This window comes from Mycobacterium haemophilum DSM 44634, assembly GCF_000340435.2.
GTDB classification, from domain to species: domain Bacteria; phylum Actinomycetota; class Actinomycetes; order Mycobacteriales; family Mycobacteriaceae; genus Mycobacterium; species Mycobacterium haemophilum.
On record NZ_CP011883.2, the window covers coordinates 4,212,339 to 4,235,765 of the forward strand.

Below are 23,427 nucleotides of genomic sequence, written 5' to 3' on the forward strand. Positions count from 1 at the left end.
CATTGTCACGGCCGGTCAGCATCTGGAATGTATTTGTCGGCCAGTGCCGCCGTGATCTCGAATAGCCGGAGTCGGGTCTTTTTCTTCAGCTCGTGACGTGTGTCGATTATCCCTCCCTTTGCGAGATACGAATCATACGGCATGAATTCAACCGTCGCCCCCGACTGCCCAAAGCGTTCGGTGAGGTATGTCCGCGCGTCGGGTTCATACTTATTACGACTGTCATTCAGGATGACCATGCTGCGGGACACCAAGTCGTGATAACCCATAGAGCGCAGTAAATCGATCGCGCGCATAACCGGCAGCGACGTATCAGCGGTCAGACCGGAAACGAATACCAGGGTGTCGCACGAGTCGAGCACCGCCGTCATTACCGCGTGCTCGAGGTCGTCGGAGGTGTCGACCACGATGACGGTGTGGGTGCGGCGCAGCCGCGACAGCACACCGGTAAACATCGAAGGGACCAGTGGCCGCGGCTGGTCCGATGCTCGGTTTCCAGCCAACACATCGAGGCCAATGCTGTTCTGTCCCAGGTGTTCTCGGATGTCTGCATAACCTTGAACGTCGGTATCGTTGAGAACGGCAGCGTAGTCGCCCGGTGGAGATTCGTCGATCCGCCCGGCGAGCGTTCCAAAGCCAGGGGCCGCATCGATGGCCACCACGTTCTCGGGCCGGCATTCCCGGAACGCAGCGCCGATACATGCGGTCATCGTGGTCTTTCCGACACCACCTTTTCCCGAGACCACCCCGACAACGTACTGCTTACGGATGTGGCGTCGTATCCGTTCCTGCAATTCTCGGTAATGCCGTTCGGCTGGCGATTCACCGAAGTTGACGGTATGGAACGACGCGCGATATATGAATTTTCGCCAGCCCGCACCCGGTGGGATTTTGCGCGGGGTAACCATATCCGAGATGCGCAACGTGCCCGATACGGAATCTTGGTATTGATGGTGAGCGACCAGTGTTTCTTCCCGAATCGGTGCGCTCTGTTCTGACGAACCGGAAAGGACCTTCCACTGTTCCGTCACGATGTCGATGCTAACATTTGCGTTATTCCTCTCGACTACACAATCTTTCGGTACGAATACCATTCTTTATTGGCGGGCAGGCGCCGCACCATATGGTTGATCGCGGCCGCGATATTGCTCCTAGTCCCTGGGGCAATGATCAGCCATTTCTTACCCGCGGAGCAGACTTGCTCGGCAACCAGACGGCCGTCCGGAGTATCGACGATAGCCACTGCGCTGGCCTCGATATGTGTCCGTGTGGGCCGGCCGGTTTCCACCCCGGACTGGATCGCAACTATCGAGGCTTGCGCTGATCGGCCGGGATCGACGGCCAGTGCCAGCATCTGCACTTGGCCCGCGTCCAGCCCCTGACTGTCCAAGAACCTGCGCAGGGTCTCCTGATTGGCCGCGGCAATGCGCATCGCATCGGCGTCCAGCGTGACGGGACGTAACGCTGCGGGCGTGTTAGTGCCGCATAACCGCTCGATCTGTGCGTCGAGGGCCGCGCTGGCCGTTGCTTCGGCACTGGCGGTTCCGGCCCCGCCGATACGGACGAGATCGGCCGACCTTTCCATCGTCACCCACCACTGCGCAAACCTCGCGAGCAGCACCTGCGCTGGCTCGTCGTCACCAGGTATGCGGAACTGCAGAAGTAGCGCAATGTCGCGGCGGGCCAGGACAGTCAGCCACTCCACCACGGTGCTATCCACACTGTCTAAGTCGTCGATAACGCCGACGGCCCGCAGCTCACCCGTCACTGGGTGTTCCAACGCCAGCCGCTTGGGCTCGACACTGGGTAAGTGGGGCCGCAGCCCCAGCTCGGGGGCCACGACCTCGATGCCCGTGAGCACCTGCAGAGCCCACAATCCGTCCACAGTGGTGGTTAACACGTTGTCCCAAATCCGACCGCGGGGGCGCACCCAGCGTGTGCGCCCCCGCTCAGCTCACATTGTGTGCGGTTAGGCCATGAAGCCCTGTGCGATGTCAGCGTCGGTGGCCTGCGCGCTATCCATCGTGTTGTTCACGACCTGGCCATGCCGGCTCACTGTCTGGATAAGGCCTTCGAGCCCGTGCAACATCTGCTGCTGTGCATCGAAGAAGGTCAGTGCACCCTTGCCCCTGAAGTAGTCGGCCATTGCCTGAGTTCGCTGCAGGATGTCCTGATGAATTTCCATCAATTGAGCTGCCCGCTGCCCGACATCGGAGGCGAAAGCGCCGACGGCGGCGTAGTTATAGGTGATTTGATCGGTCATGTCCGTAACTCCTTACGTGAAGATCTATCTACGACGTTGAGGATGTCTGCAGTGACCCGTGCTAGAGCGCTTGATTTCCCGAATCAAAGAGACCGGCGATGCCGTGCGCCGCGTCATCTTCATGCTGTTCCATGAGCAGCGCTGCCCGGCCAAGACCGTGAGCCAGCCTTTGACCTCCAGCGATGATTTGCTGAAGATCGTGTTCAATTTGACCCGCTGTCGCAAGCGACGTTGTCCCTGCTTTGCCGCTCCACGACACGACGTTGACGATGTCCTCGTGGCTACTCAGGTACTCGTTTGCGATTGCGGTCGCGGTTTGCAGGGCGGACTCGATGTGCTGCTGAGAAGTCCGCATCAACTCCGGTGACACTACTGTGGTACCGCTGTCTGACATAGTTTCTCCTCGGTTTTCGTCAGCTCCCGGGGCCGGGTGTTGCGTAAAGCTAAACCAATGGTGGCCAGCTGTCACTTCACTGCTTCCGAGGGCTGCACAAGGTCCGAACAGGCTGTTTAGTCGACACCAGAATTAACGGCCTGTCAACCAGTTGAGCGATATCCCGTGACTCTGCCGGTTATAGGTTGCTGGCGCTGTCGGCGACGCCGTCGCCGTCGGTGTCGGTCAGCCGCACGTCCCACCGCCCATCGCCGTCGGTGTCGATGTACCCGGTTATGCCATCTTTCCCAGCACACATCACCCGGTCCGCCACCCCGTTACCGTCGGTATCGAGCAGTCGGTCATCGGCATGTCCTTGAACGTCGAAACCGTCGAAGTCGACCAGCGGACCGCCGGTGTGCTCGACACCGTCGAGTCCGAACCAGCGCACGTTCCCACTCCGATCTACGGCTACCGCCCAGGTCCCCGATCCGTTGTCGGTGAAGAAGCTTTCCGGGGTGCCGTCGTTGTCAAGGTCGAGCACGGCATGATCGGCCACTCCGTCACCGTCGACGTCGACCAACGCGTCGTCGTGTAGCCCGTCACCGTCGAGATCCAGGCTGATCGCATCGAGCCGACCGTCTCCGTCTAGATCGAGGTCGAGCGGGCGGTTCCAGATGGCCGCCGTGCCATCGTCATTGGCCGCGCAGTACTCCACGGCTATTCCGACGCTTCGGAGGCGTTACGGGTTCCCTTGCGATTGCCGGGTTTTCCACCAGGCCAGCAGCTCCGCGGTGGCCTCCTCGTTGGTCAGCGGCCCGCGGTCTAGCCGCAGTTCCTTCAGAAAACGCCACGCTTCGCCGACTTGCGGGCCGGCCGGGATGTCCAGCAGCGCCATGATCTGGTTGCCGTCCAGATCGGGGCGCACTCGGGCCAGATCTTCCTGCGCGGCCAACTCGGTGATCCGGGCTTCCAGCCGGTCATAGCTGGCCTGCAGTCGGGCGGCCCGGCGCTGGTTGCGGGTCGTGCAGTCGGCGCGCACCAGCTTGTGCAGCCTCGACAACAGAGGCCCGGCATCGGTGACGTAGCGGCGCACCGCCGAATCGGTCCACTTTCCCTCACCGTAGCCGTGGAACCGCAGATGTAGATACACCAACTGCGAGACGTCGTCGACCAGCTGTTTGGCGTACTTCAACGCGCGCATCCGTTTCCGGACCATCTTGGCGCCGACCACCTCGTGGTGGTGGAAGCTCACGCCGCCGTTCGGCTCGTGGCGTCGGGTGGCAGGCTTGCCGATGTCATGCAGCAGCGCCGCCCAGCGCAGCACCAAGTCCGGGCCGTCATCTTCTAGCGCGATCGCCTGGCGCAGCACGGTCAGCGAATGCTGGTAGACGTCCTTGTGTTGGTGGTGTTCATCGATGGCCATCCGCATGCCCCCGATTTCGGGCAGCACCACCTCACCCATCCCGGTCTGTACCAGCAGATCGATACCGGCCGCCGGGTCGTTGCCAAGCAGCAGCTTGTCCAGTTCGGCGGACACCCGCTCGGCGCTGATGCGGGCCAGCTGCGGGGCCATCTCTTCGATCGCTGCGAGCACCGGCGCGGCGGCGGTGAAGCCGAGTTGGGCGACGAATCGCGCGGCGCGCAGCATCCGCAATGGGTCGTCGCCGAACGACACCGATGGGGCAGCCGGGGTCTCCAGCACTCGGGCCCGCAGCGCGGCCAAACCGCCTAGCGGATCAAGGAATTCGCCCGGCCCGCCGGAGGTGATGCGCACAGCCATCGCGTTTACCGTGAAGTCGCGGCGCACCAAATCGTCGTCGAGGCGGTCACCGAACCGCACCTCTGGATTGCGCGACACTTGGTCATAGCGGTCCGCCCGGAACGTGGTGATCTCCAGGCGATAGTCGTCCTTGCCGACCCCGATGGTGCCGAACTCGATGCCCGTCTCCCACACGTGGTCGGCCCACCGCCGCACAATTTGTTGCACCTGCTCGGGGCGCGCGTCGGTGGCGAAATCAAGGTCAGGCGAGTTCAACCTGCCCAGCAGGGCGTCCCGCACCGAACCGCCCACCAGGTACAACTCGTGGCCTGCGGCTGCGAACGCCGAGCCGAGGTCACGCAACACCGGGGTGTGCCGGTTCAGGGCGACCGCGGCGACGGTCAGCAGGTCAGCATCCTGGGCGGCTTCAGGCACGTTCGATCAGCCTAGCCGGCGACGATGCGCACCGCGAAGCGGTGTGAGGAGGAGCTGGCAATTCAGACCGAGCCGGCGACCCGAAACATCCGAGCGGGCCAGCCCAGCGCGCTGCGGAGCCCGCAATGGGGACCCAGCCGGCCCACCAACTGGCCCAGCCATCAGCTTGCTGCGCCGCAGCGCACCGGACTAGCGGCGCGCATGTCCTGAAGACCGGCTCGTGCCAGCTACTATCGCTTGGGTGTCGGATGGCGAACAAGCCAAACCACGTCGGCGCCGAGGGCGGCGGCGCGGTCGTGGTGCCGCGCGTTCGGCCGAGGACCACACCGACCGACAAGCGGCCAGCGACGCAACCACGACAAAACCACGCCGAAACCGTTCACCACGTCGCGTGCCCGAACGGCTGCGCACGGTGCACGAAACGTCCGCCGGGGGTTTGGTCATCGACGGTATCGACGGGCCACGCGACGCGCAGGTTGCGGCCCTGATTGGTCGCATCGATCGGCGGGGGCGGATGCTGTGGTCGCTGCCCAAGGGCCATATCGAGCAGGGCGAGACCGCGGAGCAGACCGCCATCCGTGAGGTCGCCGAGGAGACCGGAATCCGCGGCAGCGTGCTCGCTGCGCTGGGACGCATCGACTACTGGTTCGTCACCGACGGTTGTCGGGTGCACAAGACGGTGCACCACTATTTGATGCGCTTTTCTGGTGGCGAGCTGTCCGACGACGACCTCGAGGTCGCCGAGGTTGCTTGGGTGCCGATGCGGGAACTGCCGTCCCGCCTGGCCTACGCCGACGAACGCCGCCTGGCCGAAGTCGCCGACGAGTTGATCGACAAACTGCAGACCGGCGGTCCAGCCGCGCTGCCACCGCTGCCGCCCAGCTCGCCTCGGCGACGGCCGCAGACGCATTCCCGCACGCGTCATTCCAACAACTCCGCAGCCAGCCGGAAGAATGGTCACGGGCCGGGGCCGTGACCGCACCAAGACTCTGGTTGGCGGGCGTGCTGCGCGTTGCCGTAGTGGTCGGCATCGTGGCCAGTTTTGCGGTGCTGCTCGTCGCACCCGCCGCCACGCCGCACGCAGCAGCGGACGAGCCCGGGGCCACGCCGTTTGTCCGTGTCCGCATCGACAAGGTAACCCCGGACGTCGTCACCACGTCGAGCGAACCCGTCGTCACCGTTAGCGGCGTAGTCACGAACATTGGCGATCGCCCAGTTCGCGACGTGATGGTCCGGCTTGAACACGCGTCGGCCGTCACATCGTCAGTGGTGTTGCGTACCTCCCTGGATAACGGCACCGACCAGTTCCGGCCTGCCGCGAACTTCGTCACGGTGGCCGAGGAATTGCAGCGCGGACAAGAGACCGGCTTTACCCTCTCTGTCCCGATCCGCTCGACGACCAAGCCGTCGATGGCCATCGACCAGCCCGGGATCTACCCGGTCCTGGTCAACGTCAACGGAACACCCGATTACGGCGCACCGGCCCGGCTCGACAACGCGCGGTTTCTGTTGCCCGTCGTCGGCGTGCCCCCTGCCCAATCCCCCGATAAACCGAACGCGTTGGACTCCGCCGTCGCGCCAGACACCACGAAACCCGTGTGGATCACCATGCTGTGGCCGTTGGCCGACCGGCCTCGGTTGTCGCCCGGCGCGCCCGGTGGAACCATTCCGGTCCGGCTAGTCGACGACGACTTGGCGAGCTCACTGGCCCCCGGAGGCCGGCTGGACATCCTTTTGACTGCGGCCGAGACCGCCACCGGCCGCGACGTCGACCCCGACGGTGCCGTCAGCCGGGCACTGTGCCTGGCAGTCGATCCGGATCTGCTCGTCACCGTCAACGCAATGACCGGCGGCTACGTCGTATCCGACTCGCCCGGCGGCCCAGCGCAGCAACCGGGCACCCCGGCACACCCGGGCACCGGTCAGGCCGCCGCGGTCATCTGGCTGAACCGGTTGCGTGCGCTGGCGCACCGGATGTGCGTGGCGCCTCTGCCCTACGCGCAAACCGACCTGGACGCCGTGCAACGCGTTAACGATCCAGGGCTCAGCGCGGCCGCCACCACCAACGTCGGCGACATCATCGACCACATTCTGGATGTCACCTCCATCCGCGGCGTCACCGTGCTGCCCGACGGCCCGTTGACCAGCCGCGTGGTCGACCTGCTGAACGCCAACAACAGCACCGTCGCGATCGCGGCTGCCGATTTTTCGGCCCAGGAGTCCACCAGCGAGTCCGTCGTCGATGTCGACACCGCGCCTCGGCGGTTGTCCCCGCGGGTGGTGGTCGCACCGTTCGACCCGGCCGTCGGCGCCGCACTGGCCGCCGCGGGGACCGACCCCATCGTTCCGACCTATCTGGACTCTTCGCTCAATGTCCGGATCGTCCATGATTCGGACACCGCTCGCCGCCAAGACGCCCTGGGCTCCATGTTGTGGCGCGCCTTGGAGCGAGACGCCGCACCGCGCAGCCAGATACTGGTGCCACCGGCGTCGTGGCACCTGCAGGCCGACGACGCCCAGATCATGCTGACCACGCTGGGCACTGCGATCCGGTCCGGTCTAGCAGTGGCGCGACCGCTGCCGGCGGTGATCGCCGACACCGCGGCGCGCACCGAGCCACCCGAGCCGGTGGGCGCCTACGCGTCCGCACGTGGCCGGTTCACTGACGACATCACCGCCGACATCGCCGGGCAAGTTGGCCGACTGTGGGGACTGACCTCAGCGTTGACCGCCGACGACCGCACCGGGCTGACCGGCGTCCAATACACCGCGCCGCTGCGCGAGGACATGCTGCGTGCCTTGAGCCAATCGGAACCGCCCGATACCCGCAACGGATTGGCTCAGCAACGGCTAGCTGTCGTCAGCAAGACGATCAATGACCTCATTGGGGCGGTAACAATCGTCAACCCGGGCGGCTCCTACACCCTGGCCACCGAACACAGTCCCCTCCCGCTGGCGCTGCACAACGGCCTCGCTGTTCCCATCCGAGTTCGCCTGCAGGTCGACGCGCCCCCCGGGATGACCGTGACTGACGTCGGTCAGATCGAGCTGCCGCCCGGCTACCTGCCGCTGCGGGTACCGATCGAAGTCAACTTCACCCAACGGGTCGCTGTCGACGTCGCGCTGCGCACCCCGGATGGCATGCGACTGGGCGAGCCGGTGCGGTTGTCGGTGCACTCCAACGCCTACGGCAAGGTGCTGTTCGCGATCACTTTGACCGCGGCCGCGGTGTTGGTGCTCCTGGCCGGAAGGCGGCTATGGCACCGCTTCCGCGGCCAACCCGATCGCGCCGACCTGGACCGGCCCGGCCCGCCCGCCGCAGTCGCCCACCCGCGGCACCGGGACGACGACCGGGTCGATGAAGAGAACCGGGTATGAAACCCGCCCCCCGCCGGACCCCGTCACAACCGGCGCAGCAACTGACCCCTGCGGTGCGTCCGGGTCGGGAGCTGTCCGCGCGGCAACCCGAACTGTCTGACGCCGCGCTGGTTTCGCGGTCGTGGGCGATGGCATTCGCAACACTGATCAGCCGGATCACCGGCTTCGCCCGGATTGTGCTGCTGGCCGCCATCCTGGGCGCCGCGCTGTCCAGCGCTTTCTCGGTGGCCAATCAGTTGCCGAATCTGGTTGCTGCGCTGGTGCTAGAGGCAACGTTCACCGCGATCTTCGTGCCTGTGCTGGCCCGCGCCGAACATAGCGACCCCGACGGCGGCGCGGCGTTCGTGCGGCGGCTAGTCACCTTGACGACCACGCTGCTGCTGCTCGCCACAGCGTTATCGGTGCTGGCCGCGCCCCTGCTGGTGCGGTTGATGCTCGGCCGGAACCCACAGGTCAACGAGCCCCTGACCACCGCCTTCGCCTACCTACTGCTGCCGCAGGTCCTCGCCTATGGCTTGTCGTCGGTATTCATGGCAATCCTGAACACCCGCAACGTATTCGGACCGCCGGCATGGGCGCCCGTCGTCAACAACGTCGTCGCGATCGCGACCCTGGCCGGATATCTAGCGGCCCCCGGTGAGCTTTCAGTCGATCCCGTCCGGATGGGTAACGCCAAGCTGCTGGTGCTCGGGATCGGAACGACCGCAGGGGTATTCGCGCAGGCCGCGGTGCTGCTGGTGGCGCTTGGCCGTGAGCACATCAGCCTGCGCCCGCTGTGGGGCCTCGATCAGCGGCTCAAACGTTTCGGCGCGATGGCCGCCGCGATGGTGCTCTACGTGCTGATCAGTCAACTCGGCCTGGTGGTCACCAACCAGATCGCCAGCACGGCAGCGGCTTCCGGCCCCGCGATCTACAACTACACCTGGCTGGTCCTGATGCTGCCGTTCGGCATGATCGGGGTGACAGTGCTGACCGTGGTAATGCCGCGGCTAAGCCGCAACGCCGCCGCCAACGACACTCCGGCCATGCTCGCCGACCTGTCGCTGGCCACCCGACTGACGTTGATCACACTCATCCCGACGGTGGCGTTCATGACCGTCGGTGGGCCGGCGATGGGTAGCGCACTGTTTGCATACGGCCATTTCGGCGAGGTCGACGCCGGGTACCTGGGTGCCGCGATCGCATTGTCGGCGTTCACCTTGATCCCGTACGGGCTGGTGCTGTTGCAGCTGCGCGTGTTCTACGCCCGCGAGCAGCCCTGGACACCGATCGTGATCATCGTCGTCATCACGGCCGTCAAGGTCATCGGCTCCGTGCTGGCCCCCTACCTCACCAGTAACCCTGAGCTGGTCGCCGGCTACCTCGGGATGGCAAACGGTCTCGGATTTGTGGCCGGCGCGATCGTCGGCTACCACCTGCTGCGGCGCGCACTGCTGCCCGCCGGTGGGCACCTGGTCGGCGTCGGCGAGGTGCGGACCATCCTGGTGACGATCGCCGCGTCGTTGCTGGCCGGTCTGGTTGCCCACGTAGCCGATCGGCTGCTGCGGCTAGACGAGTTGACCGTGCACGGTGGCGGTGCGGGCTCGTTGCTGCGATTGACGGTGCTGGCGAGCATCATGCTGCCGATCATGGCCGCGGTAATGCTTCGCGGCCACGTCCCCGAGGCGCGCGCGGCACTGGGCGCCGTCAGGGGCCGGATCACGAGCCGGAGCCCGGCGGCGAGGCTGCGGAAAGCGGCTGCACCAGATCAATCGTCCCGGCCCATCCCAGTCACGTACCCTGAGCAGAGCAATTCGTCACCGCCGGGGGTAAATGCGGTCCAGGAGCCGATCCGGCGCAGGCCTCCGGCGGGGGTGGCCAACGCTCGGATAGCGAAAGGACCGGAGGTGACCGACCGCCCAGTGGAGAGCGCCTCATCACGTTCGGCGTCAGACACCGAGCTACCCTCTGAGCTGCCCGGGCCGGTTGCCGACAACGTCGAGCCCGATATTTCAGCCCACGTCGAACCTGAGCGGGTCGCGCCGCCACACCCGTCTGACCAGCCGAACGGCGATTTCCCGGCCGATCCCGCCCGCGGGCCGATTCCATTCGACGCGCCCCGCGAACGGGCCGGGGAACCGTCATCGCCGCCTGACGACGTTCACTTGGTACCCGGCGCCCGTATCGCCGGTGGCCGCTATCGGCTGTTGGTCTTCCACGGCGGCGCACCTCCCCTACAGTTCTGGCAGGCGCTAGACACGGCGCTGGATCGGCAGGTGGCGCTGACTTTCGTTGACCCGGACGGGGCCCTGCCCGGCGATGTGCTGCAAGAAACCCTGTCCCGGACCTTGCGGCTCAGCCGGATCGACAAGCCCGGTGTCGCCCGAGTGCTCGACGTCGTCCACACCGGTTCCGGCGGCTTGGTGGTCTCCGAGTGGATCCGCGGCGGTTCATTGCAAGAGGTTGCCGACACCTCACCGTCGCCCGTCGGCGCCATCCGGGCGATGCAATCGTTGGCCGCCGCCGCTGACGCGGCGCATCGCGCCGGTGTCGCCCTGTCGATCGACCACCCCAGCCGGGTGCGCGTCAGCATCGAGGGCGATGTCGTGCTGGCCTACCCGGCGACGATGCCCGACGCCAACCCGCAGGCCGACATTCGCGGAATCGGAGCGACACTGTATGCCCTGCTGGTCAACCGGTGGCCACTGCCGGAGGCCGGGGTGCGTAGCGGCCTGGCGCCAGCCCAGCGAGATGCCGCCGGCCAACCCGTCGAACCCACCGTGATCGATCAGGGCATCCCCTTCCAGATCTCCGCGGTCGCTGTCCGCGCTGTTCAAGAAGATGGCGGGATACGCAGTGCATCAACACTTTTGAACCTGCTGCAGCAGGCGACAGCGGTGGCCGACCGCACCGAGGTACTCGGTCCGATCGACGACGAATCCCCGCCGCCAGCCGCTTCCCGCCCCACCACCGCACGGGACCCTGTGCTCTTCGCCCAGCGACGCCGCAACCTGCTGATCGGTATCGGCGCGGGAGTCGCCATCCTGGTGGTGGCCCTGCTGGTGATGGCGTCCGTAGTCAGCAAGGTCTTCGGCCATCTTGGCGGTGGCCTCAACAACGACAAACTCGGCCTGAACACACCAACGTCGTCGCCCGCCAGTTCAGCGCCGGCGGGCAGCATCGTCAAGCCCACGAAGGCGACGGTCTTCTCCCCCGACGGCGAAGCCGACAATCCGGGTGACGCCGGGCTGGCGATCGACGGCAACCCGGCTACCTCGTGGCAAACCGACATCTACAGCGATGCTGTCCCGTTCCCCGGCTTCAAAAACGGAGTCGGATTGATGTTGCAGTTGCCCAAGCCCACGGTGATCGGCGCGGTCACCATCGACGTTGCCAGCACCGGGACCAAGGTAGAGATTCGTTCGGCCGCCACGCCCACACCGGCAAAGCTGGCAGACACCGCCGTGCTAACTCCGGCCACCGCGCTCAAACCTGGCCATAACGTCATCAAGGTCAACCCCGGCTCGCCGACGTCGAATCTGTTGGTATGGATTTCGACGTTGGGAAGCACCGACGGCAAGAGCCGCGCCGTGATCTCGGAGATCACAGTTCAGGCCCCGTCCTAACAGGGTCCTAACAAAGGTCCTAACAAGGTCGGGGCCACGTCGGTACCGGCCCAACCGGGTGAAGTGCCGTGCCGCGATTGATTGGCTACTGTCCGGCCGTGGGCTTCGGGGGAAACAGTAGGCGGAAGCGCAGCGACGCCGAATTGCTCGCCGCCCACGTTGCCGGCGATCGCTACGCCTTCAGCGAGCTGTTCGGTCGTCACCGACGGCAGCTACACCGGCTCGCGCGACTCACCAGCCGCACCCGCGAGGATGCCGAAGACGCACTACAGGACGCCATGCTTTCAGCGCATCGCTCCGCCGGCTCTTTTCGGTACGACGCCGCAGTGCACAGTTGGCTGCACCGCATTGTGGTCAACGCCTGCCTGGACCGGCTGCGGCACGCCCAAGCCCACCCGACCAGCCCACTCGAGGACGTCTACCCGGTGGCTGATCAGACCGCGCAAGTGGAGACGACGATCGTGGTGCAGCGGGCGCTAATGCGGCTGCCCGTCGAGCAACGCGCCGCGTTAGTTGCCGTCGACATGCAGGGCTACTCGATCGCGGACACCGCCCAGCTGCTGGGTGTCGCTGAGGGCACGGTAAAGAGCCGTTGTGCCCGTGGCCGCGTTCGCCTCGCCAAGCTGCTGGGCTATCTCGACACCGGTGTCCGCATCAGGGCTGACCGCGCCGCTGGTCACGGCTAGCCCGAAGTTAAGGCTTCCCGGTCGAGGTTCGCTGCCTGACGACCGGGGGCTGTGCATGGCCATCAGAGTGTGCATGACGGACACTGAGGCGGATGAGTGAATCCGACCAGAATCCTGGTGATCCCGGTACGGCGGGTCGCGAGCCGCACGACCCGCCGCTGACGGTGGAACTCCTTGCCGACCTGCAAGCCGGTCTGCTCGATGACGATGCCGCCGCTCGGGTGCGTGGCTTGGTCCGGACAGACCCGGAGGCATCGGGCATCCTTGGTGCGCTAAACCGGGTGCGCAGTAATCTCGCCGCGGTAAGCGCTGACCTTGCGTCGGCGCCGGACCCTCCCCCGGCTGTGACCGCCGAAATCTCCGCGGCGCTGAGGTCGGCCAGTGCACGCGGGCCACGCATCGGCGGTGCCGCTCACTCAGCGCGACCGCAGGTCGGCCCCACGAAAGTGATCGCGGCCGTCGCCGGTTTGGGCGCGGTGGTCGCCGCGATCGGCGTCGGCACGGCGGCCTTGATCGACGCGCCCGCATCCACACCCGCCGAACCGGCCACCGCGCAGCACATCACGGTGTCGACACCGCCCCCGGTGATACCGCTATCGGAGGCGCAGATCCTCGACCTGCTTCACCGCGCCCCCGAGTTTGGCTCACTCGGCGACGCCGCGCGCCGGGCGTCGTGCCTCAGTGGCCTCGGCTATCCGGCGTCCACAACGGTGCTGGGCGCGCAGCTGATTGACGTCAATGCCCGCCCCGCCGTCCTGCTGGTGCTGCCCGGCGACACACCCGACAAGCTGGCCGTTTTTGCGGTGACACCATATTGCAGCGCGGTCAATACCGGGCTGCTGGCCACCACCGGAATCCCCCGGCCCTAACGGGTGCGCGTGTTGTTGGGACGCGCGCGGGAACAGCAATGCCTACGCTGGCGTTCGTAAACATTTACCAGATCCGCTTGATGTACCTGAAAGGCTCGCATGACCGCCGCTGCCCCTGCGCATGACACCGTCCACGAAGTGATCATTATTGGTTCCGGTCCGGCCGGCTACACCGCAGCCCTCTACGCCGCTCGTGCGCAGCTGGCACCGCTGGTGTTCGAGGGCACCTCGTTCGGCGGCGCGCTGATGACCACCACCGAGGTGGAGAACTACCCCGGCTTTCGTAACGGCATCACCGGCCCGGAGTTGATGGACGAGATGCGCGAGCAGGCGCTGCGGTTCGGCGCGGACCTGCGGCCTGAAGACGTCGAATCGGTATCGTTGCACGACCCGGTCAAATCGGTCGTCACCGCTGAGGGCCAGACTTATCGGGCCCGAGCCGTCATCCTCGCCATGGGTGCCGCGGCGCGTTATCTGCAGGTCCCCGGCGAGCAAGAATTGCTGGGACGTGGCGTGAGTTCGTGCGCAACCTGCGACGGATTCTTCTTCCGCGATCAAGACATTGCCGTCATTGGCGGGGGTGACTCGGCGATGGAGGAAGCCCTCTTTTTGACCCGGTTCGCCCGCAGCGTCACGCTCGTGCACCGCCGCGACGAATTCCGAGCCTCCAAGATCATGCTCAGTCGCGCCCGTAACAACGACAAGGTCAAATTCATCACCAACCACACCGTGGTCGCGGTAGACGGGGACACAACGGTGACCGGATTGCGGTTGCGCGACACCACAACGAGCGAGGAAACCGTGCTAGCGGTGACCGGCGTTTTCGTCGCAATTGGCCATGAGCCGCGGTCGGCGCTGGTGCGCGATGTCGTCGACGTCGACCCGGACGGCTACGTCCTGGTGAAAGGACGGACGACGACGACATCGCTCGACGGTGTCTTCGCGGCCGGCGACCTGGTGGACCGCAGCTACCGGCAGGCGGTCACGGCCGCAGGTAGTGGCTGCGCCGCAGCCATCGACGCCGAACGTTGGTTGGCCGAGCATGCCGGGTCAGAAGCCGACGACGCAGCAGCAGCGGCAGCTGGAAACGTTGACAGTACCGACACATTGATTGGAGCACCGCGATGACCGACACCGAGAACGCCGGGGCCACAGTAGAAGTTTCTGATGCGTCCTTCTCCACAGACGTTTTATCCAGCAATAAGCCTGTGTTAGTTGACTTTTGGGCAACATGGTGTGGACCCTGCAAGATGGTAGCGCCGGTACTCGAGGAGATCGCGGCCGAGTGGCGAAACCAGCTCACCGTCGCCAAGTTGGATGTAGATACCAACCCGGAAACGGCACGCGAGTTCCAGGTCGTGTCGATACCCACGATGATCCTGTTCAAGGACGGCCAGCCAGTCAAGCGCATCGTCGGCGCTAAAGGTAAAGCGGCGTTACTGCGTGAACTTTCCGACGTGGTACCCACCCTCAATTAGCCCCTATGTAGTTCGTCGCAAAACGGCCGCGACTAGCCTGGGGTTTTCCCGAAATCGACAAGGATCTGCGACAATACCGGTTGACTGCTGTGCATCTGTCAGCGTGTCAGTTAGTCCAGGAGGGCCCTTGGTATGTCGAGTCCGCGCCGCGAAGACGGCGACGCGCTGCGCTGTGGTGACCGCGGCGCCGCTGTTACCGAGATCCGAGCTGCGCTGGCTGCGCTGGGGCTCCTGGACGGTCCCGACGACGACCTGACGACCGGCCAGCAGGTAGCGCTCGATCTGTTCGACGCGCAGCTCGACCACGCGGTACGTGCCTTCCAGCAGCATCGCGGGCTGCTGGTGGACGGCGTTGTCGGCGAAGCCACCTACCGAGCATTGAAGGAGGCTTCCTACCGACTCGGCGCCCGTACCCTGTATCACCAATTCGGCGCCCCGCTATACGGTGACGACGTTGCCACACTGCAGGCCCGGCTGCAGGACCTCGGTTTCTACACCGGCATGGTCGACGGACACTTCGGGTTGCAGACCCACAACGCGTTAATCTCCTATCAGCGTGAATACGGGCTTGCTGCGGACGGTATTTGCGGCCCAGAAACGTTGCGCTCCTTGTACTTTCTGGGTTCGCGGGTCACTGGCGGTTCACCGCACGCCATTCGTGAGGAGGAGCTTGTTCGTCGATCTGGGCCGAAACTGTCGGGCAAGCGGATCATCATTGATCCGGGTCGCGGCGGTGCGGACCGCGGTCTGATCACTCACGGACCGACCGGACCCATCAGCGAAGCAGATGTGCTGTGGGACTTGGCAAGTCGACTTGAGGGCCGGATGACCGCCATTGGTATGGAAACATTCCTCTCTCGGCCGACGAATCGCAGCCCGTCGGACTCCGAACGCGCTGCTACCGCCAATGACGTTGGCGCGGACCTGATGATCAGCTTGCGCTGCGAAACTCAGGCTAGCCCTGCTGCTAACGGTGTGGCCTCCTTCCACTTCGGCAACTCGCACGGATCGGTCTCCACCATCGGCCGCAATCTCGCCGATTTCATTCAGCGAGAAGTAGTGGCCCGCACCGGTTTACGGGATTGTCGGACGCATGGTCGGACATGGGATCTGTTGCGACTGACGCGGATGCCGACCGTTCAGGTCGACATCGGCTATATCACCAACCCACGTGATCGTGGGATGCTGGTCGAAGCGCAGACCCGCGATGCCATCGCCGAAGGTATCCTCGCCGCAGTCAAACGGCTTTATCTACTCGGCAAGAATGATCGGCCCACCGGCACGTTCACCTTCGCCGAGCTGCTTGCCCACGAACTATCGGTGGAGCAGGCGAGCAGACTCAGCGGTTCCTAAAGCCCGGGTAGTGCGGCTTTCAGGGTGTTGCTGACCGTAGCGCCAGCCCCGACCGGCTGTTGCAGCGCAGCGTTCGCCAGCAAGCGCTCCAAGGCGGCCTCGACTTCGGCTTTCCACCCGAGGCCCTTGTCCAGCTCGAGGCGCAGCCGAGGGAAGTATTGGTGCGGCGCAACGACGACGAAGCCGACGTCCTTCAAGAAGTCCGCGGCGATGATGCAATGGGCGACCGAACAGTCACCGAGAGCCTCCAATACCGGCCGGACATCGGGGGCCACCGTCCGGGGATCCTGCAACTCGGTGGCCGCCTCGGTGCGGCCAAAAGCCTCGAGCGCCCGGACTCCGCGCCGGACCAACTCGTCGATGACCCGGCCGATGAGACTCTGCGGCAGATCGGCGGCGGCTGGCCCCGGCTCGACACCCATCGAAGTCAGCAGCACGGCATCGGCAGACACCGGCGCGGTGGGAAACCGATGTGCCCGGGGCACCGCCCGCGGTGGAGCGTAGAGCACATACCCCAAGCACGGCGGCTCCAAGTGGTTGAGATCGTCCGAGTGGCTGCGCTCGTCCGGGATCATCGTTGCGACCTGACCGCACGAACCCCACTCCAACATCACCATCGACAACCAGGCTTCTTTTTCGAATTCAGGATCAGCGAGGTGGTCTTGGTTACCCAGGGTCGCCGGGTCAACTTCCCAGAAAACGCAGCGGCGTGCGTGCTTGGGGAGCTGCTCGAAAGCTTCGAGCCGCAGCGGTGTGATTCGAGCAGACACTAGTTTCCTGGCCTCCGTGCGCTACTACCGCCACTAGCCTCGCTCCTCCGCGGACGGTCCCCAAACCCGCATCGTCGCGAAGCACCAACAACCCGGCTTTCCCCCGGCTGAGATGCACGAGCAACCTCTACAGGATAGGAGAGTCTGTTGGCATCCGGCCAGTGTTGACGTCGCCAGTCGAGCTGATCCGCCAGAACAATCTCCGTACCGTCGTTGTTAGCAGTTGATTCTCGAAATAGCTTGCCGCACACCGGGTCTCCGTCAGATTACGGTGCCCGATGCGAGTGGTGCGCACCCGGGAGCCGCTGCAGCGTCACAGTGACGTAATTGCAGAATATCCCTGTTCATGTCTGGTGCGTAGTCATCACGTCGATGATGCGCTGTAGATCGTCAACCGAGCCGAACTCCACCACAATCTTCCCTTTGCGTTTGCCAAGACTGACCGTCACCCGGGTGTCGAAAGCATTCGACAGCCGCTCAGCAACGTCTTGCAGGCCAGGCATGTGGATTGGCTTGCGCCGCTGCGGTGCCGGCGCGGTCACCCCCCGATTGGCCTCGTGATTGGCTAACGTGACGGCTTCCTCGGTGGCTCGCACCGATAGGCCTTCAGCGATGATCCGGCTGGCCAGTTCTTCTTGGGCCTCGGGGCCGGCCTCCAGGGACAGCAGTGCACGAGCATGGCCAGCGGACAGCACACCCGCCGCCACTCGACGCTGGACTGGGATCGGCAGCTTGAGCAACCGGATCATATTGGTGATCAGTGGCCGCGAACGGCCGATCCGGGACGCCAGCTCATCATGGGTTACCTCGAACTCGTCGAGCAGTTGCTGGTAAGCCGCCGCCTCTTCCAAGGGGTTTAGCTGTACCCGATGGATGTTCTCTAGCAGCGCGTCGCGTAACAGGTTGTCGTCGCCCGTCGCGCGCACGATGGCCGGGATAGAGCTCAGGCCCGCTCGCTGGGCTGCCCGCCAACGCCGCTCCCCCATCACGATCTGGTACCGCGCGCCGTTCCGCGATTCGGCCGCTGCCCGCACCACGATCGGCTGCAACAGGCCGAATTCGCGAATGGAGTGCACCAATTCGGACATCGCCTCGTCGTCGAATACCTGCCGCGGCTGGCGGGGATTCGCCTCGATGTCGGTCGGTGCGATCTCGCGGTACACCGCACCCATCGCAGTGGCGTCCTGCGCGGGTCCTCCAATGAGCACGTCGGCGGCCGCGTCCCCCATCCGCGGACCGCGCGTCGCGGGTCCGGAGTCAGCATCCGCGGGGCCGGTGGGAATCAGCGAAGCCAGGCCCCTCCCGAGGCCACCCTTCTTGCGCAACGGCTGCGTCATGCTCGTCCCTTCGCAGGTGGTGGCTGATCGCGCTCAGCGAGCTCTCGGCTTGCATCAAGGTAGCTCATTGCCCCGCGCGAACCAGGGTCATAATCGATGATGGTCATGCTGTAGCCGGGAGCCTCCGAGACTTTGACGCTGCGCGGAATCACCGTCCGCAACACCTTTGTTCCGAAGTATCGGCGAACCTCATCAGCCACCTGGTCGGCAAGCTTTGTCCGGCCGTCATACATCGTAAGGATTACGGTGGTCACCTCAAGCTGAGGATTGAGGTGGGCCTTGACCATTTCGATGTTGCGCATCAATTGCGATACGCCCTCGAGCGCGTAGTACTCGCACTGGATCGGAATCATCACCTCTGGTGCCGCGACGAGTGCGTTGATCGTCAGCAGTCCCAGCGACGGCGGGCAGTCGATAAAGACATAGTCGAAGTCGAAGTCGTCGAGCTCGGCCAAGGCGGTGCGCAATCGGTTTTCCCGCGCCACCATGCTCACCAATTCGATCTCAGCACCCGCCAGGTCGATCGTGGCCGGAACGCAGAACAACCGCTCGCTATGTGGGCTACATCGTAAGGCGGTCTGCAACGAGACTTCGCCGATAAGTACCTCGTACGACGAAGGCGTGCCCGATTGCCGGTCGCTGATACCGAGGGCCGTGCTGGCGTTGCCCTGAGGATCGAGATCGATGACGAGCGTCTTGAGTCCTTGAATTGCCAACGCTGCCGCGAGATTGACGGCGGTGGTGGTTTTGCCCACGCCGCCCTTTTGGTTCGCGATGGTAAACAACCGCCGATGGCGCGGGCGGCGCAACTGGTCGTGCGTGGTGTGCAGAACCCGCATGGCCCGTTCAGCTGCCGCGCCGATTGGAGTGTCGAGTTCGTCCGTTGTTTCACGTGAAACATTCGTTCCGACGACGCGGCCGGCGTCGTAATGTGCTCCCTGCCGGAGCACCGTCCCTGGTGGCGTCCCCTGCACTTGGCCTGGCGGCGAGGCCGACCGCTCGGTGAGACCGGCCGACCGCAAAGCCGGCGCGGCGGCCCAACCTTGGGGCGAACTCATCGTGTTCTCCTGTCCCTCACGTGTGCCGCCTTGTGCCGCATCTGCCGTCCACGTCGCGCCAGGACCACGGTTGCGGGCGGACACAAATAGTTCGCGCCACATGTCACCACCCTGACATCAACGGCGCCCGATGCGGCCATCACACGCCGGTGTTGATGCACTTCGTCGGAGGCGCGCTCCCCTTTGATCGCGAGCATCCGCCCGTCCGGTCGTAGCAACGGCATACTCCACTTCGTCAACTTGTCTAAGGCCGCCACCGCTCGCGACACCGCGACGTCTCTCTCACCAATCTGATCACGCACCCACGACTCCTCGGCTCGGCCACGAACTACCTCGACTTCGAGCCCGAGCTCGGCCACCACTTCGCGGAGAAAGGCGGCCCGGCGCAGCAGTGGTTCAAGCAGCACGACCTGAAGATCCGGCCGAGCAATCGCCAACGGCAGCCCGGGCAACCCTGCCCCGCTGCCAATATCCACTATCCGATCACCAGGATCGAGGAGTTCGGCTACCACCGCACTGTTCAACAGATGCCGGTCCCAGAGTCGGTTGACCTCGTGGGGCCCGAGCAGTCCACGTTCGACTCCCACGTTTGCGAGGACGTCGGCATACCGCTGGGCAATGTCGAGGCGGGGCCCAAAGGTCGCGGATGCGGCCTCAGCCGCGGCCTCGGATCCGGCACGGCCGGTGGCCGCCGCGGAGGGCACCGCTCCCTCGTACGGACCAACATGTTTCACGTGAAACATCCTCTGAACTTTCGGCGGCCTTCCAGGCGTAGCCACTAGTCATGTAGAACGACGACCCGCCGCGCTGGCTCCACGCCTTCGCTTTCGCTGTGCACTCCGGGCACGGCCGCAACGGCATCGTGCACGATCTTTCGCTCGAACGGTGTCATCGGAGTGAGTTCTTCGCGCTCACCAGTCACGAGTACCCGCCGCGCCACCTTGTCGCCCAACGCGGCTAATTCTTCCCGGCGCCGACGTCGCCAGCCCGCAATGTCAAGCATCAATCGGCTCCGCACACCGGTCTTCTGGTGTACCGCTAGCCGGGTAAGCTCTTGCAGAGCATCGAGCACTTCGCCGGTACGCCCAACCAGTTTGTTCAAATCGTCGCTACCATCGATGCTGACCACTGCCCGGGTGCCCTCGACGTCGAGATCGATATCGCCGTCAAAGTCCAACAAGTCCAACAGCTCTTCCAGATAGTCACCGGCGATTTCGCCCTCCGCAACCAACCGCTCCTCGAGGTCGTCTGACTCGTCGGCGTTGACATCTGTCGTTGCCTCATCGTCTGGGATATCCTCCACCGGCGTTTGTGCGTCTGGCTGTGTATCAACATCGCGCTCGGTGGTCTCGGCGTCAGTCATGGCTTCTCTCTCCCTCATCCACGGGTCCATGTTCTCTTGGGTCACTCGACGGACTCGACCCGGTAAAGTTTTGGCACCTCGTCAGCGTTTACGTCGCTTTGGTCGCGCTCCGGGGCGCGGGGCGCGAGTAGTCGGGCTGCTGTCGCGGCCGGCCCGATCCGGCTTGTCCGCCGGAGTCGTCGCCCTTTTCGCTTCCGCCACCCGGTCGGTAGCGTCCGTCTTCCCGGATCCAGACTTGGTCCCGCCGTCGGGTACCGCGGTGTCCTTCGAGGAACCATTAACACTTGCCGGCGCCGCCTTGGCGGCGCGCTTTGGCTTGGCACCTGGCGCCGGTGCGTTGGCCGCCCGGCGTTGAATGGCTTCCTCCTTTTTGGCCTCATCTTCTTTCTCGATCATGGCGAACACGTAGTGCTGCTGACCGAATGTCCAGATGTTGTTGGCAAACCAATACAAAATGATCGCCAACGGAAGGAACGGGCCACCGACAACCACACCAAGCGGGAACACATAGAGCGCGAGCTTGTTCATCATCGCGGTTTGCGGATTCGCCGCCGCCTCCGCGCTTTGCCGTGCCACCGAGGCGCGGCTGTTGAAATAGGTCGCGATGCCGGCCAGGATCATCACCGGAGCACCGACCAGAATCACCGCCGGGCGACTGAACTCAGTGAACGCATCCAATCCGGAACGTTGCGTCATATACGCACCGATTGGGGCACCCCAGAGGTTGGCGTCCAGGAAGTGCCCCACGTCGGCTGGGGTGAACACATAGTTGCCGGTCATCCGGTTCTCGATCACCGACATGTGCGGCTGACCAAAACCCCCGGTCGTACGGTTGAACGACCGCAAGACATGGTAAAGCCCCAAGAACACCGGTATCTGCGCAAGCATCGGCAGGCATCCCAGAATCGGGTTGAATCCGTGCTCGCGTTGCAGCTTCTGCATCTCAAGCGCCATGCGCTGGCGATCTTTGCCGTACTTTTTTTGCAGCGCCTTGATCTGTGGTTGCAGTTCCTGCATCTGCCGAGTGGTACGAATCTGACGCACGAACGGCTTGTAGAGCAGTGCTCGCAAGGTGAATACCAGGAACATCACCGACAGCGCCCATGCGAAGAAGTTCGATGGACCCAGCACAGCGGCGAACAGCTTGTACCAAACCCACATAATCCACGACACTGGGTAGTAGACGATGTCAAGACTGACAGGATCAAACGGCAACAGACTCACCCTCCCCTAGCTCCGCTGGGCGGCCCCAGGCGACGCTGGTGTCATCGGAGCCGGCCCGGCAGGTCAACCGTTCCAGTCGGCGCTCCGGTATTGGATCCCATCCTCCCCGATGCCAGGGCCCGCATTTAGCCAGTCTGGCCGTGGCCAACCAGCTACCCCGGATCAAGCCGTACTCGGTCAAGGCATCGACGGCGTACTGGCTACAGGTTGGAACAAAGCGACATGTCGCCGGTCTCAGCGGCGAAACCATATGCCGGTAAAGCTGGATCAGGAAAATCAGTCCACGCACCGCGGCCCTACTCATGCCGTGGATCCTCATGAGCGCCGGCGCCGACCGGGTCACCGGTCCGTCCCTGCCAGCTCAAAAGCACGTCGCAGGCCGTTTCGCAGCTGCTGGGCTAACCATGCTGACGAGACGTTCCGACTACTCGGCAACGCACGGATTACCACCTGATCGGCTTCGCCCAGATCCCCTAGCATGGTCCGAGCGACATGCCGTAGTCGACGCGCCACTCGATGGCGCTCGACAGCAGAGCCCACTGGTTTAGCAATGATCAGCCCGACGTGGGGAGCATTCGCCTCATCCCTGCTGCACCCTCGCCGAACATGAACGATGACGTCGGGCTGCACCGTGCGCAGCCCGTACTTCACCGTCGCGTCAAACTCAGATGACCGCCTCATGCGGTTGCGTGCGGGAAGCACCGCTAAAAAACCCGTCGTTCAAATCAAGCAGTCAATGCGCGGCGGCCCTTACGGCGCCGGTCGGACACGATCGACCGGCCAGCGCGGGTGCGCATCCGCAGCCGGAAGCCATGTACGCGGGCTCGGCGCCGGTTATTCGGCTGGAAGGTCCGCTTGCCCTTGGCCACGGCATTCTCCTCGTTGTGTTCGGCATCGTTTCTGACAATGCCATCCGACCGCTCGCACTTCGCAAGTACGTCAGTCGCTGCTGGTCTTACTGCTGGCCGGCGCGGTCCCCGGGCTACACGATCCTGGGTCGCAGCCGCATCACCGACTTTCGGGCGACTGTTTGAGGGTACTGATGAGCCATCGCCGGGTCAAACCTGGCCAGTCCCAACGGACCCGCTCAAACGTTTGGTAAACATTCGTTATCGAAAAGCTGCCACGCACAATCATCGGCGGCAACCTCAACAAGCCCCTCCAAGAACCGGATTCGAATGCAACACAACGGTTGGCAGCCGGACAGAAAACTGTTAGCTTCGGGCAATGCCGTTTTCAGATTGGAACGGCTGCCGGCAACGAAGTAAGGATGGCCGATCAACTAGCTGTCCAGACAACTGGCACAGGTTGTCTCCGGCACAACGATCACGAGCCGTCGGCGATAGACTACGGCCCGCTTACCATCATCCTGTCCACACCTGTGTATAAATATGTGGACAGTTATCGTCGCAAACCGCGTTTGTACCTCAAGCCGGAAAGCCCGATATTTACGAGAACCAGGGAGATACGTCG

At 64.4% G+C, this 23,427-nt stretch carries 23 protein-coding genes; 8 read left to right on the forward strand and 15 right to left on the reverse strand.

Going from position 1 to position 23,427, the window contains the following annotated elements; translation table 11 throughout:
* Positions 1–5 precede the first annotated feature (5 nt).
* The 6 genes from B586_RS19550 to B586_RS19575 form a co-directional block, all read right to left on the reverse strand.
* Positions 6–980, reverse strand: a complete 975-nt coding sequence (locus B586_RS19550) for a MinD/ParA family ATP-binding protein (RefSeq protein WP_418001143.1) — start codon at positions 978–980, stop codon at positions 6–8.
* Positions 981–1,066: 86 nt separating this feature from the next.
* The gene (locus tag B586_RS19555; RefSeq protein WP_054879067.1) at positions 1,067–1,900 is read right to left on the reverse strand and encodes an ESX secretion-associated protein EspG; all 834 of its coding nucleotides are present in this window, start codon (positions 1,898–1,900) and stop codon (positions 1,067–1,069) included.
* 69 nt (positions 1,901–1,969) lie between these two features.
* Positions 1,970–2,263, reverse strand: coding sequence for a WXG100 family type VII secretion target (locus B586_RS19560; RefSeq protein ID WP_047315643.1), 294 nt, complete (start codon positions 2,261–2,263; stop codon positions 1,970–1,972).
* 61 nt (positions 2,264–2,324) lie between these two features.
* Positions 2,325–2,657, reverse strand: a complete 333-nt coding sequence (locus B586_RS19565; RefSeq protein WP_056936250.1) for a WXG100 family type VII secretion target — start codon at positions 2,655–2,657, stop codon at positions 2,325–2,327.
* Positions 2,658–2,835: 178 nt separating this feature from the next.
* Entirely contained in the window at positions 2,836–3,354 is a 519-nt protein-coding gene (locus B586_RS19570) for a hypothetical protein (protein ID WP_054879065.1), read from the reverse strand.
* A gap of 24 nt (positions 3,355–3,378) precedes the next feature.
* Complete coding sequence (locus B586_RS19575) at positions 3,379–4,833, reverse strand: CCA tRNA nucleotidyltransferase (protein WP_047315646.1); 1,455 nt, start codon at positions 4,831–4,833, stop codon at positions 3,379–3,381.
* A 241-nt stretch (positions 4,834–5,074) separates the two neighbouring features.
* Here B586_RS19575 and B586_RS19580 point away from each other — a divergent pair, with 241 nt between their 5' ends.
* From B586_RS19580 to B586_RS19615, 8 genes are all read left to right on the forward strand, one after another.
* Positions 5,075–5,809: an NUDIX hydrolase gene (locus B586_RS19580; RefSeq protein ID WP_054879064.1), complete on the forward strand. Its 735-nt coding sequence runs from the start codon at positions 5,075–5,077 to the stop codon at positions 5,807–5,809.
* Positions 5,806–8,211, forward strand: coding sequence for a hypothetical protein (locus B586_RS21530; RefSeq protein ID WP_054879063.1), 2,406 nt, complete (start codon positions 5,806–5,808; stop codon positions 8,209–8,211). Before B586_RS19580 ends, B586_RS21530 begins: the two co-directional genes overlap by 4 nt.
* Positions 8,208–11,816, forward strand: coding sequence for a lipid II flippase MurJ (locus tag B586_RS19590; protein ID WP_054879062.1), 3,609 nt, complete (start codon positions 8,208–8,210; stop codon positions 11,814–11,816). The genes B586_RS21530 and B586_RS19590 overlap by 4 nt, the downstream gene beginning before the upstream one ends.
* 98 nt (positions 11,817–11,914) lie before the next feature.
* On the forward strand, positions 11,915–12,502 hold the full coding sequence (sigM, locus tag B586_RS19595) for an RNA polymerase sigma factor SigM (RefSeq protein ID WP_047315707.1): 588 nt from the start codon (positions 11,915–11,917) through the stop codon (positions 12,500–12,502).
* 92 nt (positions 12,503–12,594) lie between these two features.
* Positions 12,595–13,371 carry a hypothetical protein gene (locus B586_RS19600; RefSeq protein WP_054879061.1) on the forward strand — a complete coding sequence of 259 codons (777 nt, stop codon included), beginning with the start codon at positions 12,595–12,597 and terminating at the stop codon, positions 13,369–13,371.
* Positions 13,372–13,470: 99 nt separating this feature from the next.
* Entirely contained in the window at positions 13,471–14,499 is a 1,029-nt protein-coding gene (gene trxB / locus B586_RS19605) for a thioredoxin-disulfide reductase (protein WP_047315651.1), read from the forward strand.
* The gene (gene trxA / locus B586_RS19610) at positions 14,496–14,849 is read left to right on the forward strand and encodes a thioredoxin (protein WP_047315652.1); all 354 of its coding nucleotides are present in this window, start codon (positions 14,496–14,498) and stop codon (positions 14,847–14,849) included. The genes trxB and trxA overlap by 4 nt, the downstream gene beginning before the upstream one ends.
* 132 nt (positions 14,850–14,981) lie before the next feature.
* Complete coding sequence (locus B586_RS19615; RefSeq protein WP_054879060.1) at positions 14,982–16,202, forward strand: N-acetylmuramoyl-L-alanine amidase; 1,221 nt, start codon at positions 14,982–14,984, stop codon at positions 16,200–16,202.
* Here B586_RS19615 and B586_RS19620 read toward each other — a convergent pair.
* The 9 genes from B586_RS19620 to rpmH all read right to left on the reverse strand — a co-directional run bounded on the left by B586_RS19620 (position 16,199) and on the right by rpmH (position 22,823).
* Positions 16,199–16,972: a hypothetical protein gene (locus B586_RS19620; protein WP_047315654.1), complete on the reverse strand. Its 774-nt coding sequence runs from the start codon at positions 16,970–16,972 to the stop codon at positions 16,199–16,201. The two genes, B586_RS19615 and B586_RS19620, sit on opposite strands and share 4 nt — an antisense overlap.
* A gap of 344 nt (positions 16,973–17,316) precedes the next feature.
* Positions 17,317–18,309: a ParB/RepB/Spo0J family partition protein gene (locus tag B586_RS19625; protein ID WP_047315655.1), complete on the reverse strand. Its 993-nt coding sequence runs from the start codon at positions 18,307–18,309 to the stop codon at positions 17,317–17,319.
* Positions 18,306–19,367 carry a ParA family protein gene (locus B586_RS19630; RefSeq protein ID WP_156406841.1) on the reverse strand — a complete coding sequence of 354 codons (1,062 nt, stop codon included), beginning with the start codon at positions 19,365–19,367 and terminating at the stop codon, positions 18,306–18,308. The genes B586_RS19625 and B586_RS19630 overlap by 4 nt, the downstream gene beginning before the upstream one ends.
* Positions 19,364–20,110 carry a 16S rRNA (guanine(527)-N(7))-methyltransferase RsmG gene (gene rsmG, locus B586_RS19635; protein ID WP_054879059.1) on the reverse strand — a complete coding sequence of 249 codons (747 nt, stop codon included), beginning with the start codon at positions 20,108–20,110 and terminating at the stop codon, positions 19,364–19,366. The genes B586_RS19630 and rsmG overlap by 4 nt, the downstream gene beginning before the upstream one ends.
* Positions 20,111–20,145: 35 nt before the next feature.
* Positions 20,146–20,730 (reverse strand): Jag family protein, encoded by a 585-nt coding sequence (locus B586_RS19640; RefSeq protein WP_047315709.1) that lies wholly within the window; start codon positions 20,728–20,730, stop codon positions 20,146–20,148.
* Between the two features lie 81 nt (positions 20,731–20,811).
* Complete coding sequence (yidC, locus tag B586_RS19645) at positions 20,812–21,954, reverse strand: membrane protein insertase YidC (protein ID WP_047315657.1); 1,143 nt, start codon at positions 21,952–21,954, stop codon at positions 20,812–20,814.
* Complete coding sequence (yidD, locus tag B586_RS20590; RefSeq protein ID WP_082607770.1) at positions 21,935–22,273, reverse strand: membrane protein insertion efficiency factor YidD; 339 nt, start codon at positions 22,271–22,273, stop codon at positions 21,935–21,937. The genes yidC and yidD overlap by 20 nt, the downstream gene beginning before the upstream one ends.
* Before the next feature lie 20 nt (positions 22,274–22,293).
* Positions 22,294–22,656: a ribonuclease P protein component gene (gene rnpA / locus B586_RS20595; protein ID WP_082129569.1), complete on the reverse strand. Its 363-nt coding sequence runs from the start codon at positions 22,654–22,656 to the stop codon at positions 22,294–22,296.
* 23 nt (positions 22,657–22,679) lie between these two features.
* Positions 22,680–22,823 carry a 50S ribosomal protein L34 gene (gene rpmH, locus B586_RS20600; RefSeq protein ID WP_082129568.1) on the reverse strand — a complete coding sequence of 48 codons (144 nt, stop codon included), beginning with the start codon at positions 22,821–22,823 and terminating at the stop codon, positions 22,680–22,682.
* Between the last annotated feature and the right edge of the window lie 604 nt (positions 22,824–23,427).